The sequence below is a fragment of the Variovorax palleresanus genome (genome assembly GCF_051144945.1).
In the GTDB taxonomy this organism is placed as follows: domain Bacteria; phylum Pseudomonadota; class Gammaproteobacteria; order Burkholderiales; family Burkholderiaceae_C; genus Variovorax; species Variovorax paradoxus_S.
In genome coordinates this window covers 2,260,691-2,275,456 of sequence record NZ_JBJNVP010000002.1, presented here as the reverse complement: position 1 = coordinate 2,275,456, position 14,766 = coordinate 2,260,691, and the positions used below count along the sequence as shown (strand labels likewise).

General features: G+C 68.0%; 12 protein-coding genes. 8 read left to right on the top strand and 4 right to left on the bottom strand.

What is annotated here, in order from left to right; genetic code table 11:
- Positions 1-26 precede the first annotated feature (26 nt).
- From ACJ7Z0_RS14590 to ACJ7Z0_RS14580, 3 genes are read left to right on the top strand one after another with little or no spacing between them, the layout of a single operon-like run.
- Positions 27-1,217 carry a sugar ABC transporter permease gene (locus ACJ7Z0_RS14590; protein WP_434790404.1) on the top strand — a complete coding sequence of 397 codons (1,191 nt, stop codon included), beginning with the start codon at positions 27-29 and terminating at the stop codon, positions 1,215-1,217.
- A gap of 1 nt (position 1,218) precedes the next feature.
- The gene (locus tag ACJ7Z0_RS14585) at positions 1,219-1,995 is read left to right on the top strand and encodes an ATP-binding cassette domain-containing protein (RefSeq protein WP_434790403.1); all 777 of its coding nucleotides are present in this window, start codon (positions 1,219-1,221) and stop codon (positions 1,993-1,995) included.
- Positions 1,996-2,035: 40 nt separating this feature from the next.
- Positions 2,036-3,196: an ROK family transcriptional regulator gene (locus tag ACJ7Z0_RS14580; protein ID WP_434790402.1), complete on the top strand. Its 1,161-nt coding sequence runs from the start codon at positions 2,036-2,038 to the stop codon at positions 3,194-3,196.
- A gap of 28 nt (positions 3,197-3,224) precedes the next feature.
- On the opposite strand, the gene ACJ7Z0_RS14575 is transcribed toward ACJ7Z0_RS14580, so the two are convergent.
- Positions 3,225-4,511, bottom strand: a complete 1,287-nt coding sequence (locus ACJ7Z0_RS14575) for a helix-turn-helix domain-containing protein (protein WP_434790401.1) — start codon at positions 4,509-4,511, stop codon at positions 3,225-3,227.
- A 166-nt stretch (positions 4,512-4,677) separates the two neighbouring features.
- Between ACJ7Z0_RS14575 and ACJ7Z0_RS14570 the strand changes: the two genes are divergently transcribed.
- Positions 4,678-6,798 (top strand): PQQ-dependent dehydrogenase, methanol/ethanol family, encoded by a 2,121-nt coding sequence (locus ACJ7Z0_RS14570; RefSeq protein WP_434790400.1) that lies wholly within the window; start codon positions 4,678-4,680, stop codon positions 6,796-6,798.
- A gap of 78 nt (positions 6,799-6,876) precedes the next feature.
- On the opposite strand, the gene ACJ7Z0_RS14565 is transcribed toward ACJ7Z0_RS14570, so the two are convergent.
- Positions 6,877-7,854 (bottom strand): tripartite tricarboxylate transporter substrate-binding protein, encoded by a 978-nt coding sequence (locus tag ACJ7Z0_RS14565; protein WP_434790399.1) that lies wholly within the window; start codon positions 7,852-7,854, stop codon positions 6,877-6,879.
- A 203-nt stretch (positions 7,855-8,057) separates the two neighbouring features.
- Between ACJ7Z0_RS14565 and ACJ7Z0_RS14560 the strand changes: the two genes are divergently transcribed.
- Together ACJ7Z0_RS14560 and ACJ7Z0_RS14555 are read left to right on the top strand one after the other, a co-directional pair.
- A complete protein-coding gene (locus tag ACJ7Z0_RS14560; protein ID WP_434790398.1) occupies positions 8,058-9,248 on the top strand; it encodes a M48 family metalloprotease in 1,191 nt (396 codons plus the stop codon).
- A 159-nt stretch (positions 9,249-9,407) separates the two neighbouring features.
- Complete coding sequence (locus ACJ7Z0_RS14555; protein ID WP_434790397.1) at positions 9,408-9,977, top strand: type 1 glutamine amidotransferase domain-containing protein; 570 nt, start codon at positions 9,408-9,410, stop codon at positions 9,975-9,977.
- Here the strand turns inward: ACJ7Z0_RS14555 and ACJ7Z0_RS14550 are convergent.
- Positions 9,922-11,145: a citrate synthase gene (locus tag ACJ7Z0_RS14550; protein WP_434790396.1), complete on the bottom strand. Its 1,224-nt coding sequence runs from the start codon at positions 11,143-11,145 to the stop codon at positions 9,922-9,924. The two genes, ACJ7Z0_RS14555 and ACJ7Z0_RS14550, sit on opposite strands and share 56 nt — an antisense overlap.
- Positions 11,146-11,225: 80 nt before the next feature.
- On the opposite strand from ACJ7Z0_RS14550, the gene ACJ7Z0_RS14545 reads away from it, so the two are divergent.
- Positions 11,226-12,353, top strand: coding sequence for a citrate synthase/methylcitrate synthase (locus ACJ7Z0_RS14545; RefSeq protein WP_434790395.1), 1,128 nt, complete (start codon positions 11,226-11,228; stop codon positions 12,351-12,353).
- 123 nt (positions 12,354-12,476) lie between these two features.
- Entirely contained in the window at positions 12,477-13,508 is a 1,032-nt protein-coding gene (locus ACJ7Z0_RS14540) for a hypothetical protein (RefSeq protein ID WP_434790394.1), read from the top strand.
- Here ACJ7Z0_RS14540 and ACJ7Z0_RS14535 read toward each other — a convergent pair.
- Positions 13,499-14,746 (bottom strand): phenylacetate--CoA ligase family protein, encoded by a 1,248-nt coding sequence (locus ACJ7Z0_RS14535; RefSeq protein WP_434790393.1) that lies wholly within the window; start codon positions 14,744-14,746, stop codon positions 13,499-13,501. The genes ACJ7Z0_RS14540 and ACJ7Z0_RS14535 overlap by 10 nt on opposite strands.
- Between the last annotated feature and the right edge of the window lie 20 nt (positions 14,747-14,766).

Below are 14,766 nucleotides of genomic sequence, written 5' to 3'. Positions count from 1 at the left end.
GTTTCTTCTTCGAGAGGATCTGAAAAATGAGCAATCAAACGCCAGGCTGGTGGCGGCGTGCGGGCGTCGATCTGCGGCTTCTGCTGATGAGCGTGCTGCTGGTCGTCATGGGCATCGTCTTCAACGTGATGTCCGGCGGCGTGTTCCTGTCGCCCGAGAACCTCTACAACGTCGCGCAGCAGACGGCCGTGGTGGGCATCGTCGCGACCGTGATGGTGCTGGTCATCGTGGCGCGCCACATCGACCTGTCCGTGGGCTCGGTCATGGGCTTTGTCGGCGTGCTGATCGCCTACCTGCAATACACCTCGGGCTGGTCCTGGCCCACGGCCTGCCTGGCGGGGCTTGCGGTGGCGCTGCTGGTGTCCATCTACCAGGGCTGGCTCACGGCGATGCTGGGCGTGCCGTCGTTCGTGGTCACGCTGGGCGGGCTGATGTCGTTCCGCGGCGCGGCCTTCCTGGTGGCCGACGGCAAGACGCAGCCGGTGAACGACGAGTTCTTTCAGCGCCTGGGCGGCGGGTACGACGGCGGCATCGGCACCACCGCGACCTGGGTTCTCGCGGTGTTCGTGGCGGTGGTGCTGTTCGCGCGCATGCTGCAGAAGCGCCGCGCGCGCGCCCATCACGAGATGCCCAACGAGCCGCTGTGGCTCGAGCTGCTGCTGACCGCCGTGCCGGTGGCGGTGGTGTTCGTTTTTGCGGCCGTCATGAACAACTACCAGATCGCCTCGAAAGACGCGCCCCAGGGCCTGCCGATTCCGGTGCTGATCTGGGCCGTGGTGGCCATCGTGCTGTCGTTCATCGTGCACCGCACGCGCTTCGGGCGCTACGTGTTCGCGATGGGCGGCAACTCCGATGCGGCGGCGCTGGTGGGCATTCCGGTCAAGCGCGTCACGCTGATGCTGTTCGCGCTGCTTGCGGTGCTGGTGACGGTGGCGGCCATCGTGTCGATTGCGCGGCTCAATGCCGGCACCAACTCGCTCGGCACGGGCATGGAGCTGTACGTGATCGCGGCCGCCGTCATCGGCGGCACGGCGCTCGCGGGCGGCAGCGGTTCGATCTTCGGTTCGGTGCTGGGCGCACTCATCATGCAGTCGCTCGACAGCGGCATGCTGCTGCTCGACGTGCCCATCGGCAAGCGCATGGTGATCATCGGGCAGGTGCTGATCGTGGCGGTGGTGTTCGACGTTCTCTATCGCAAGCGTTTCGGAGAGAACTGAGATGAGCACCATCGACACATCCAGACCCCTCGTCGAACTGCGCGACATCCGCAAGGCCTTTGGCGGCGTGAAGGCGGTGGACGGCGTGAGCGTCAACCTCCATCCCGGCGAAGTGGTCGCGGTGCTTGGCCACAACGGCGCCGGCAAGTCCACGCTCATGAAGATGCTCGCGGGCGCCTACCCGATCGACTCCGGCGACACGCTGATCGCGGGCGAGAAGGTCCACATCCGAACGCCCGCCGAGGCGCAGGCGCTGGGCATCGAGACCATCTACCAGACGCTGGCGCTGGCCGACAACCTCGACTCGGTGTCCAACCTCTTTCTCGGCCGCGAGAAGATGACGCGCTGGAACACGCTCGACGACCACTTCATGGAGGTGCAGGCGCGCAAGGTGTTTAACCGCTTGAACAAGAACTTCACCAACATCCGCATTCCGGTGCGCCGCCTCTCGGGCGGGCAGCGGCAGGTGGTGGCGATCTCGCGCGCGCTGTACTTCAATGCGCGCATCCTCATCATGGACGAACCCTGCGCCGCGCTCGGCCCCGAAGAAACCGCGATGGTCGGCGGCCTCGTGAAGCAGCTCAAGGCCGATGGCGTCGGCATCTTCCTGATCACGCACGACATGCCCGACGTCTTCTCGCTGAGCGACCGCGTCGCGGTCATGAAGAACGGCAAGCTCGTCGGCACCTACCGCACCGCGGACGTCACCGAAGACGAAGTGCTCGGCATGATCATCGCCGGCAAGCGCCCTGAAGGAAAAGAGCAGGCGCACCGGTGAATGCAGGCGCGCTCGTGGTTCGCAGGCTGAGGGTCGGTTCGTGACCATCGGCGATCAACAGCTGCTCAAGCGGATGAACCGCAGCGTCCTGTTGCGGCTGCTGCGCGCAAGGCCGGGGCTCTCGCGTGCGCGGCTCGCCACCGAAAGCGGCCTCACCAAATCGACCGTGAGCCTGCTGGTGCGCGAGCTGCTCGACGAGGGCTGGCTCAGCGAAGCGGGTACGACGGTTGCCGATGGCCTGGGGCGGCCTTCCACGCCGCTGCAGATCAACGTCGGCGTGCGCGCATTGATGGGCGTCGAGATCGCCGTTGAAACGGTGCGCCTGGCCTGCGTCTCGCTGCAGGGCGAGGTGCTCCATGCCGACACGCACGCGCTGACCGACAGCGCCCCGGCCGGCGTCTGCGCGCAGGTCGCGCGCATGGCCGCGGAGGGGCACCGGCAGTTGAACGAACGGGGGCTGCGCCTGTCGAGCATCGGCGTCTGCGTGCCCGGCGCGGTGGACGATTGCACCGGCGTGGTCCGCTTTGCGCCCAACCTCGGCTGGCGCAATGTGAGCCTGCTGCCCGCGCTCGAAAAAGCCTTTGCGGCAGCGGGCCTGCCGGGCGTCACGGTGCAGCTGCAGAACGATGCCGATGCCGCCGCGCTCGGTGAGTACGAGTTCTTCGGCGGCGAAGGCGGCGACCCGCTGATCTTCGTCAGCTGCGACGTCGGCGTGGGTGCCGGCGTGGTGCTGAACGACCGCCTGTTCACGGGCGCGCAAGGCATGGCGGGCGAGATCGGCCACACCATCCTGCAGATCGACGGGCCGCTGTGCTCGTGCGGGCGAAGAGGCTGCGCCGAAGCCTTCTTCGGCTCGCGCGCGCTGGAGCGCGAGGCACCCGACACGGCGCGTGCGGCCGCCTTCTTCGGCGTGCTGCTGCAGAACCTGTGGGTCACCTTCGATCCGCGCGCCATCGTGCTCGGCGGCAAGTCGTGCACCCACCATCGCGGCCTGGCGCAAGCGGCTTTCGAGAGGGTGAAGCGCCATGCCGATGCGGCCGGCATGCCCGCGCCCGACCTGCGCCTGGCCCGCTATGGCGAGCTGGCTCCCGCGGTGGGCGCGGCCGCGCTGGCGTTGCACGAGTACCTGCGGCCTCTTCAGCTCGATGCGCGCGCGCGCCGGGCCCGCGCCGCGCGCGAGTACCGAATTCCTTCGGCCTGAAAGACCGGCGACGGGGGCCAGTACGCGATCAGTCCGGCGCGGTCGGCGTGCCCTTGTCCGCTTCGCGCCAGTCGCGCAGCCGCCGGTACAGCGTGCCGCGCGACACGCCCAGCTGCCGCGCTGCCTGCGACACGTTGCCGCCCTGCGCCGCCAGCGCTTCCTCGATCAGCTTGCGGCTGTGCTCGCGCAGGGTTTCGCCCTGCGGCATTTCTGTTTCCATGTGCGCGTGGCGGGGAACCACCGCTCCCGCGCTGTCTTCGGCCGCACAGGCGTCGATCGGCGTTGCGGGCTCGATGGACATTACCGCGCCGGTCTCGCCGGGCATGGCCACCGCATGCCTGAAGTCCGCGCCGTCCGCCGCCTTGAGCCGCGCCTGCACCCACACGCCGAGGCCACTGGCCAGGCGCAGCGGCTGCGCGGCGTCGCGCCGTTCGAGCCGCAGCAGGCTGGCGAGATCATGGCCCAGCATGGACTCGACATCGCGCTCGCAGGCCTCCTCGGGCAAGCGGCCGATCAGCCGCGCGCCGGCGCCGTTGAGCCACGCGATGGTGCCGTCGGGCGCCACGCCGGCCAGTGCTTCCATGGGCGTGCCCAGCAAGGTGGGGCTGGCCTGGAAGCGCAGGATCAGGTGGTCGCGCGACTGCGCCTGCAGCAGCCGGTTCTCGATGGTGGTGGCGTACAGCGCCACCATCGAGGCCGCGTCGAAACCGAAGCGCCGCGCCTCCATCGTGATGTCGAGCACGCCGGCAAGCTGGCCCGTCACGTCCCGAATGGGCGCCGCGGCGCATTGCATCTGCGACAGCACGTCGAAATAGTGCTCCGCGCCGTCGACGGTGCAGGCCTGACCGGTGGTCGCCACGATGCCCGGCGCGGTGGTGCCGACGATGCGCTCCGAAATGTTCACGCCCACGCGCGCGGTCTTGCGCAGCACCGGCTGGTGCGCCCCGGCCGGGTGCTGCGTGACATGCACCACCACGCCTTCGCCGTCCGTCAGGATCACGCGGCAATCGGTGCCCGAGAGCGCGCTTTCCATGCTCGCGAGCTCTTGCCGCGCGACCTCGAGCAGTTCGCGGTTGCGCGCCAGCGTGGCGTGCAGCCGGCTGGGCGTGACCGCATCGAAGGGCACGATGCGTTGCCGGTCGCTGTGGTTGCGGGTGCAGCGCAGCCATGACTGGATCACCGCTTCGCCGACGAGGCCCGAGGGCCGCACGCCTTCCTCGAAGAACTGCTGCCGCGCAAGCGCCACGCGCTGCGCGGGCGTGGTGGAAAAGAGTTGGCGCGGCGCGGTTGCCGTGCCCAGCCTTTCGAAAGCCATGCTGTTCGCTGCTCCTCGAAGTCGGGGGAATCAGGAAAATGGGGAATCGGAAATCGCTGGCCCCTCTCGAATGTGTTCTGCAATGGAACAGCGCCGGACTGGGGAAATCCCGAAGGTGAAGGCAAGGGCGACAAAAACGATCCTTGCGGCACAAAGGAGACTCACGATGAAAAAGATCCACGCCGGGCTGCTTCCGCTCGCCGCTGCATGGCTGTGCCTGGGCGCGTCGACGGTTTCCGCCCAGGCTCCGGGCAACCCGCAGGACCGCGCCGCGGCAGCCGTCAAGCAGGTGAACGGCGACTTCATCCGCGCCAACGCGGCACAGAAGAAGACGCCCGACTGGCCGAGCTACGGCCTCGACTACGCCGAGTCGCGCTTCAGCAAGCTCGACCAGGTGAATGCCGGCAACGTGAAGCAGCTTGGCCTGGTCTGGTCCTACAACCTCGAGTCGACGCGCGGCGTGGAAGCCACGCCGCTGGTGGTCGATGGCGTGATGTACGTCACCGCGTCATGGAGCGTGGTGCACGCGATCGACACGCGCACCGGGCAGAAGCTCTGGACCTTCGATCCGCAGGTCGACAAGTCCAAGGGCTTCCGGGGCTGCTGCGACGTGGTGAACCGCGGGGTTGCGCTGCATGAGGGCCGGGTCTACGTGGCCGCCTACGACGGCCGGCTCATCGCGCTCGATGCGGCCACGGGCCAGAAGGTCTGGGAAAAGAACACCATCGAGGGGCAGAAGGGCTCCTACACCATCACCGGCGCACCGCGCGTCTTCAAGGGCAAGGTCATCATCGGCAACGGCGGCGCCGAATACGGGGTGCGCGGCTACGTCACGGCCTACGACGCGAAGACCGGCGACCAGAAGTGGCGCTGGTTCGTGGTGCCGGGCGATCCAAGCAAGCCTTTCGAGGACGAATCGATGGCGCGCGCCGCCAAGACCTGGGATCCGAGCGGCAAATACTGGGAGGCGGGCGGCGGCGGCACCGCATGGGACAGCTTCGCTTTCGATCCCGAACTCAACCTGATGTACGTGGGCACCGGCAACGGCTCGCCCTGGGCGCACAGCAAGCGCAGCCCCAAGGGCGGCGACAACCTCTACCTGGGCTCGGTGGTGGCCCTGAACCCCGACACCGGCAAGTACGTGTGGCACTACCAGGAGACGCCGGGCGACAACTGGGACTACACCTCCACCCAGTCGATGATCCTGGCCAACGTCAAGCTGGGCGGCAAGGCGCGCAAGGTGCTGCTGCACGCGCCGAAGAACGGCTTCTTCTTTGTCATCGACCGCACCAACGGCAAGTTCATTTCGGCGAAGAATTTTGTCGAGGTGAACTGGGCCACCGGCTACGACAAGAACGGCCGGCCCATCGAGATCGCCGCCGCACGCCAGAACGAAAAGCCCGGCGACAGCATCCCCGGCCCCTTCGGCGCGCACAACTGGCACCCGATGTCGTTCAACCCACAGACCGGCCTCGCCTACCTGCCCGCGCAGAACGTGCCGATCAACCTGATGGACGACAAGGACTGGAAGTTCGACCAGAACGTGCCGGGCCGCCCGCACGGAGGGATGGGCTGGAACACCGCGATGTTCGCCAATGCCGAGCCGCCCAAGAGCAAGCCCTTCGGCCGTCTCATCGCCTGGGACCCGGTGGCGCAGAAGGAAGCCTGGGGCGTGGACTACGCCTCGCCCTGGAACGGCGGCACGCTCACCACGGCAGGCAACCTCGTGTTCCAGGGCACGGCCGACGGACGCCTGCTGGCCTACAACGCCAAGAGCGGCGAGAAGCTCTGGGAGACCCCCACCGGTACCGGCGTGGTCGCGGCCCCGTCCACCTACATGGTCGACGGCAAGCAGTACGTGTCGGTCGCAGTGGGCTGGGGCGGTGTCTACGGCCTCGCGCAGCGCGCGACCGAGCGGCAGGGTCCGGGCACGGTCTACACCTTCGCGGTCGGCGGCACGGCCAAGATGCCCGAGTTCGTGCAGTACCGCATGAGCAAGCTGGTGGAGGGGGTGAAGTACGACCCCGCCAAGGTGCAGGCCGGCACCATGCTCTATGTGAGCAACTGCGTGTTCTGCCACGGCGTGCCGGGCGTGGACCGCGGCGGCAACATTCCGAACCTCGGCTACATGGACGCCGCCTACATCCAGAACCTGGACAAGTTCATTCTCAACGGCCCTGCCGTGGGGCGCGGCATGCCCGACTTCACGGGCAAGCTCTCGGGCGAGGAGATCGAGAGCATCAAGGCCTTCATCCAGGGCACGGCGGACGCGATCCGGCCGAAGTGACGCCCTCGCCACCATGAAGAAAGCCGCCGGGCCTGAAGGCCCGGCGGCTTTTTTGTTGTTGTCGGCGGATCGGAGCGATCAGTCGGCGTACACGCCGGCAGCCTTGATGATCGGGCCCCACTTGGCGATTTCAGCCGAAACGAACTTCTTGTGCTCGGCCGGTTCGACGCGCTTGTCGGTGGTGATCACCGCGCCAAGGCCTTCCTGGCGCTTGATGAAGCCCGGGTCCTTCATGGCGGCCTTGATGGCTTCGTTGAGCTTCTTCACCACCGGCGCCGGCGTGCCCTTGGGCGCGTACACGCCGTGCCAGATGGTGACCTCGAAGTCCTTCAGGCCCGATTCGGCGAGCGTGGGCAGGTCTTTCAGGACCGCCGGCGTGCTCAGGCGCTTGGACGTGGTCACGGCATAGGCCTTGACCTTCTTGGCTTCGATCTGCGACGTGGTGTTGGTGGTCTGGTCGCACAAGAGGTCGATCTGGCCGCCCAGCAGGTCGGCAATGGCCGGCGCGGTGCCCTTGTAGGGAACCGACGTCATCTCGGTCTTGAGCGCGCTCTGGAACAGCAGGCCGCACAGGTGCGAGGCAGCGCCCAGGCCGGCGTTGCCGAGGTTGATCTTGCCCTTGTTGGCCTCGATCCAGCTCGTCAGTTCCTTGTAGTTGTTGGCCGGCAGGCCCGGCTTGCCGATGAGCGTCATCGGCACTTCATTGACCATGCCGAGGTATTCGAAGTCGTTCTCCACGTTGAATGGCAGCTTGCGGTACAGCGCCGGCATTGTCGACATGGCAATGTGGTTCAACAGCAGCGTGTGGCCGTCCGGTGCGGCGCGGGCCACCTTGGCGGTGCCGATGGAGCTGCCGGCGCCCGCGGTGTTGTCCACCACGATCGTCGTGCCGAGGGTCTTCTGCATGGCTTCGGCCAAGTCGCGCGCTACGCGGTCGGTCGGGCCGCCGGCTGTGAAAGGCACTACCAGCGTGACGGTCTTGCCCGCGGGGAAATCCTGGGCATAGGCGCCCGCGGCGGCAGCGGCAATCGCCGTAAAAGCAAGCAATTTCTTCATGATGTCTCCCGACGATTGAATTGAAAACGGCCGCGATCATAAAGGCTGACCATGACCTGACCCATAGCGAATAGCCCTAGGGACGTGCCAGAAACCGCACTTTCCTCGGGCATGATGCGCGCTCGCAAGTCGCGCCTGGGGAGGCGCGAAAAAAAACCATAAACACTGCAGGCCCACGGGCCGCATCGAGGAGGAATTTCCAAATGGATCCATGGGTCTACCCGCGCGAGCGCTCGCTCGGCATCATCACGCTCGTGCTCGGCCTTCTGGTCTGGGCGCTGCTGGTGCTCGGCACTCTGGGCATTGCGCTGATCTACGTGCTGTTCGGCTTCATCGCCTACGTGTTCGCGCAATCGGCCGTCATTGCCTGGATCAAGGGCACGGCCGTGAAGCTTTCGCCCACCCAGCTGCCCGAGCTGCATGCGCGCTTCGAGGCCTGCTGCGGCTATCTCGGCATCCAGAACCCGCCCGAGGCCTACCTGCTGCATGGCGACGGCATGTTCAATGCCTTTGCCACGCGCTTCTTCGGCCGCAACTTCGTCGTGCTGCTGTCCGACGTGGTCGATGCGATGGAAGCCCAGCCCGACGGCATCAACTTCTACATCGGCCACGAGCTCGGCCACATCCGGCGCGGCCACCTCACGGGTCACATCTGGCGCGCCCCGGTGCTCTGGCTGCCACTGCTCGGCGCCGCCTACTCTCGCGCGAAGGAATACACCTGCGACCTGCACGGCGCCGCCTGCTGCGAGCAGCCCGACTCCGCGCCCCGCGCACTCGTGGCGCTGGCCGCCGGTGCGCAGCAATGGCGCAACGTCGACCTGCAGCGCTACGCCGACCAGTCGGCGGGCAACAGCGGCTTCTGGGGCTCGTTCCATGAAGTGATCGCCGGCTACCCCTGGCTCACCAAGCGCGTGGCGCGCACCATCGACGCGGATGCGAAACTGCCGAGCCGCAATCCCGTGGCTTACCTGCTCGCGATCTTCGTGCCGTACACCGGCCGTGCCGGCGGCGGTGCGCTGGCGTTGGTGATGGTGGTTGCCATCATCGGCGTGCTGGCCGCGGTGGCCATTCCGGCCTACAAGGAATACCAGTCCCGGGCGGTCGTTTCCCAGGCCTGGTCGGAGGCCGCGCCGGTGCGCGAAGCGCTCGGCAACTACTACAAGCAGAAGGAAGAGATTCCCGACTCGCTCTCGATCGCCGGCGCGCCTGAAAGCCTGCCCGGCGGCGCGGAGTTGACGCTCGATCCGGACACCATGGTGGTCGACGTCGCGCTTCCAAAGGCGGCAGGCACGCTGCGCATGGAGCCCTCGGCCACCGATGACGGCATTGCATGGAACTGCGTGGCTGGTGACGACCTGGCTGACAAGGCACTGCCGAGCGCCTGCCGCAAATAGCGGCAAACCGAACGACATATACAGTCGTAAGAGAAGTTTGCCGGCCGTCGAACTGTCCGACAGGCAGACCCGGCGCGTGCCGATGCCCGCCGCGGGGGTGGGTTCTAGGGTGAAGTCTTTGTTGCCGTCATCAGGCATCCAACAAGGAGAATTTCACCCATGCCCATCACCTCATCCTCGCTGGACGGAATGAAGGTTGCCATCCTCGTGTCGGACGGCTTCGAACAGGCCGAGATGACCGAGCCGCGCAAGGCGCTCGAAAGTGCCGGCGCAGAGACGCAGATCGTCTCGCCGCTGGACGGCAGCGTGCGCGGCTGGAGGCACCTCGAACCGGCCGACACCTTCGAGGTCGACGTGCCGCTCAAGAACGCCAATGCCGATGACTTCGATGCGCTGCTGCTGCCTGGCGGCGTGGTCAACCCCGACGCACTGCGCATCAACCAGAAGGCCGTGGCCTTCGTGCGCGCCTTCGTCGAATCGGGCAAGCCCATTGCCGCCATCTGCCACGGTCCATGGACGCTCATCAACGCCGATGGCGTCAAGGGCCGAAAGCTGACGTCGTGGCCTTCGCTGCGCATCGACCTGATGAATGCCGGCGCGAAGTGGACCGACCAGGAAGTGGTGGTCGATCGCGGTCTGGTAACGAGCCGCCGGCCCGACGACCTGCCGGCATTCAACCGCGAGATGACGAAGCTGTTCGAGCTCGCGCACGAAGTGGCGATTCACTGAGGGTTGCGACGCCTGGCCCCGTGTAGCGCGCTCGCGGGCGTATCAGTTGCCCCGAGGCCTGTTGCTCGAGCACGTGTGCCGTCCAGCCGACCGTGCGCGCCAGCGCGAACAGCGTCAACGGCGCATCGGCCGGCAGCTTGTGCACGGCAGCCAGTGCCGCCAGCGCGAAATCGACGTTCGCTGCTTCCCCCACCAGCGTTTCGCCGGTGGCGCGCAGTGCCGCGAGCGTGGGCGGCAGCTCGATGCCGGCCAGCAGGGCGGCGCAGCGCGCGTCTCCCTGCGGGTAGAGCGGATGGCCGAAAGCCGCTAGCGGCCGGTCGTGCGCGAGCCACTCGCGCACCGCGGCTTCGCTGCCCATGGCCGTCGCACTGCGCATCAGCGCCTGCACCGCCGCCGCGGCACCGCCATGCAAGGGACCCGTGAGCGTGGACAGGCCGGTGAGCAGACACGCCGCGAGCGAGGCACCCGTCGATGCCGTCACGCGTGCGGCGAAGGTCGAGGCGTTGAGTTCATGGTCGGCCAGCAGCACCAGTGCGCGCCGCAACACATCGGCTGCGCGCGGGCGGCGCCATGCCGCGGCAATGCGCATGTGCAGCGGAGCGGTGCGCGAAGGCGACGGCCCGAGCAATGCATCGGCCAGCGTGCCGATCACTTCCGCCGCTTCGGACTTCAGCACCGCGGCGGCGCGGCCGCGCGAGGGCGGATCGGTCCCGGCGCGTGCGGCAAGCGCGAGCAGGCCGGCCTGCAGCGGCGTCGCGCGTTCGCCATGCAACGGCTCGGGAGCGTGGGCCGGGGCGAAGCGCGGCGGCGCGCTTTCCCACAGCAGCCCTGCCACGTCTTCGAGCGTGGCATGTTCCGCAAGCAGGCAGGCATCCTGCCCGCGGTACCAGAGGCGCCCTTCGGACACCGTGGACACGGCAGACGCCAGCACCGGTTCGCCCCATCGAATGGCCTCGCTCGCGACCGCCTCGCTGCTGCGCCGGCCGCGCGTGCGCGCCGCGATGCGCTGCACGTCGTCCCGGTGATAGAGGCTGCGCCGAGGGTCCGCCGCATCGGGCTTGGCGCGAACGCGCCCGCGGCTCACGCTGGCGTAGAGCGTCTGCGGACGCACCTGCATCAGCGCGAGGGCTTCGGCAGCGGGAAGCCAGAGCGGTGTCTTCGTCGCCATGTTGATGCAATAAATCAAGATTGACGTCAATATTAGCGCCGCCAGAATCAACTTCGTCACGCAAACACAGGAGTACAGCGATGAACGACGACGAAGACGGCCTCGAAGGCGTGGTGGCCGCGCGCACGGTGCTGTCCGAGGTGGATGGCGCCGCCGGCCGGCTGGTGATTCGCGGCCACCAGCTCGACGAGATCGCACGGCACTGGCGGTACGAAGACGCGGTGGCGCTGCTGTTCCAGGGCTTCTTCGATACGCTGCCCAGCGTGGTTGGCCTGCGCGCGGCGCTGGGCCGCGCACGGCGCGAAGCCTTCGAGCGCCTGCCTCCGAACGACGATGCCGCCTTGCGCAAGCTGCCGCCCATCGAAGCGGTACGCGCCCTGCTTGCCCGCCTGCCCGATGGCGACGACCTGGCCACCGCGCTGCGTCTGGTGGCCGCGCCCGCGGTCTACACCGCTGCGGTCATGCGCTGGCGCCTGGGCGTGCAGGCCCTTGCGCCTGACGAAACGCTGCCGCAGGCCGCCGACATGCTGCGCATGCTGCATGGCCGCGCGCCCACCGAAGCACAGGTTGCCGCGCTGGACACTTACCTCGTCACCGTGTGCGACCACGGCCTCAACGCGTCGACCTTTGCCGCGCGTGTGGTCGCGTCAACCGGCGCGGGCCTGGCGTCGGCCGTGCTGGCCGGCATCAGCGCGCTCAAGGGGCCGCTGCACGGCGGCGCGCCCGGCCCGGTGCTCGATGCGCTCGATGCCATCGGAACCGCGGCCAATGCCCGGGCATGGCTCGAAGGCGCTGTCGCCAGTGGCCAGCGGCTGATGGGTTTCGGCCACCGCATCTACCGCGTGCGCGATCCGCGCGCCGATGCGCTCAAGGGGGCCCTGCGCCGGCTGGGCGCGGAAGGCAACGCGGACACCGTTCAGGCCGCGCGCTTCGAACTGGCTGAAGCAGCGGAGCAGGCCGCGCTCGACATCCTGCGCGAGAAGAAGCCCGATCGCGCGCTGGAAACCAACGTCGAGTTCTATACCGCGCTGCTGCTCGAAGCGCTGGGCTTCGGCCGCGAGAGTTTCACCTGCGTGTTCGCGGCGGGCCGCGTGTGCGGATGGGTGGCGCATGCGCGCGAGCAGGTGAAGAAGGGGCGGCTGATCCGGCCGCAATCGGTGTACGTGGGGCCCGCTCCGGAAGAGGCCGAAGCCGCGCTCGCGCACTGAACGCGCGCTGCAGCGCCCGGTCTTCGGAACGCCGCCACGTTCCGGTACGCTCGCCTTTTTCTTCGCATCGCCCGCACGGCCCGTGCGGCGCGGTGGTTCTGCAAGGCGAAAGTATTCCAACCCATGGCGGCATCTTCTTCGTTCGAGCGCGCGCAGCGCCTGCCCAGACATTTCGCATGGATCGCACTCGTGGTCGATGCGGCCCTGTTCGTGGTGAACATGGTGGTGCTGCTGCTGCCTTCGTCGCCGCACAGCGAGCACATGCGCAGTGTGTATGCGCAGCCGGGCGTGTGGATTCCGCTCTTGTCCCGCGTCGTCACGGTGTGGCTGCTGGCTGCCACGCTTGCGTGGTGCCATGCGCGCAAGGCGCTCGACGAGCGCGGTGCGCCCCGCATCGCGCGGCTTCGGAGCCCCGGCAGCCGCTTTGCCGCCGTGTACCTCGCGGCGATGGTCGTCAACCTTCTGGCATTGACGCCGCTGTTCTATCAGGCGCAGGTGCTCTTCATGCCGGGCGGCCCGCTGCACGAGCGCGTCGACACGTACGGCTTGCGCTCGCTCATGGCCATGTCGATGCTGGTCCAGTCGGTCATCCAGGTGCTCGTCCTCGTCGCGGGCGTGTGGCTTGCCGCCCGGTTCGCGCTGCGCGAGCGCGGCGCCGCTGCGCTCGCGGATGCGTCACCACCCGGCGCGGCGGAGGCCGGCCCGGACACGGCACCGCCTCGCCGCGCGGTGGCTCTCGTGGCCGCCGCGATATTCGTTTCGTTGCAGATGTGGATCGGCAACATCGCGAGCGGCTGGGTCGACACCTCGAGGGATTCGGACGTGATGCCGCTTCTTCTGGGCTGGTTCGCGGTGCCGCTGCTGGTCTATGCGCTGGCGTTCTGGGGTGGGTGGCTCGGCGCCGCGCCGGGGCCCACGCAAGCGCGTCCCTTCCGGGCCGTGGCGGCCTCTGTGTCGGCCTTCGTGCTGCTGCAGGCGGTCTGCGTCGCGCTCGCGCTCGGCGGGCTGCTGTGGATCGCGAGCGGGAGCTTCTCGGGCGGCAGCAGCGACAGCCGCCTCGTGGCGCTCGCCGCCGTGATGGTGGCGCTCTACCTCGTGCTGCTGGTCGTGTTGGTGCGCATGATCACGCGCCGCTTCTACCGCCGCTACTTGTAGCTGCGCGCATCCTCGATCACCTTGCCGTCGTTCGGCAACGTGCCCGGCGCCACCAGTTCGATGGTGCCGCGCAGCTTGGTCACTTCGCGCACCGCATCGGCAATGCGCGCATCGAGCCCGGCCGGTGCGCCGTCGCATTCGAGCCTGAAGGTCATCTGGTCGTCGCCCATCTCGCCCGAGACCACGAGACGCGCACGCAGGATTTCCGGAAAGCGCCGCGCGATTTCCGCCACCTGCGAAGGGTGCACGAACATGCCGCGCACCTTGGTGGTCTGGTCGGCGCGGCCCAGCCATCCCTTGATGCGCCTGTTGGTGCGGCCGGTGGGGCAGGCGCCCGCAAGCACGGCCGAAAGATCGCCGGTGCCGAAGCGCACCAGCGGATAGTCGGGGTTGAAGGTGGTCACCACGATCTCGCCCACTTCGCCGTCGGGTACAGGGTCTCCGGTGCCGGGCCGCACGATTTCCACCAGCACACCTTCGTCGATCACCAGGCCTTCGCGCGCGCTGGTTTCGTAGGCGATGAGGCCGAGGTCGGCGGTGGCGTAGCACTGCGTGCCCTTCACGCCGTGCGCGGCAATCCAGTCGTGCAGGCTGGGCGGAAAGGCTTCGCCGGACACGAGGGCCTTGGTGAGCGAAGGCAGCTTCAGGCCTTTTTCTTCGGCCTTCTCCAGCAGGATCTTCAGGAAGCTCGGCGTGCCGGCATAGCCTTCGGGCTTCAGGTCGGCCATGGCCTCGAGCTGCTGCTCGGTCTGGCCGGTGCCGCCCGCAAACACGGTGCAGCCGATCGCGCGCGCGCCGCTTTCCATGATGGAGCCGGCCGGCGTCATGTGATAGCTGAAGCTGTTGTGAATGAGCTCGCCGTTGCGAAAGCCGGCCGCATGCAGCGCACGTGCCGTGCGCCAGTAGTCGCGCGCCTCGCCTTCAGGCTCGTAGATGGTGCCGGGGCTTGCGAACACGCGCGGCATGCGGGTGCCGCGGCCGATGGCGGAAAAGCCGCCGAAGGGGTCGTCGGCGCGGCGCTGTTTCTGCAGCTCGAGCAGTTCGGTCTTGCGTGTGACGGGCAGCCTGGCGAGCGCTTCGCGCGTGGTGATGTCCGCCGGCTTCACGCCATCGAGGATCTTTGCAAACGCGGGTGCGGCGGTCTGGGCCTGCGCGATCTGCTTCGGCAGCGCGGCCAGCAGGTCACGCTCGCGCTCGGCGGGGTCACGGATTTCGAGGGCGTCGTAATGGTCGGTCATGTCCGTACCCTTTGTCTTTC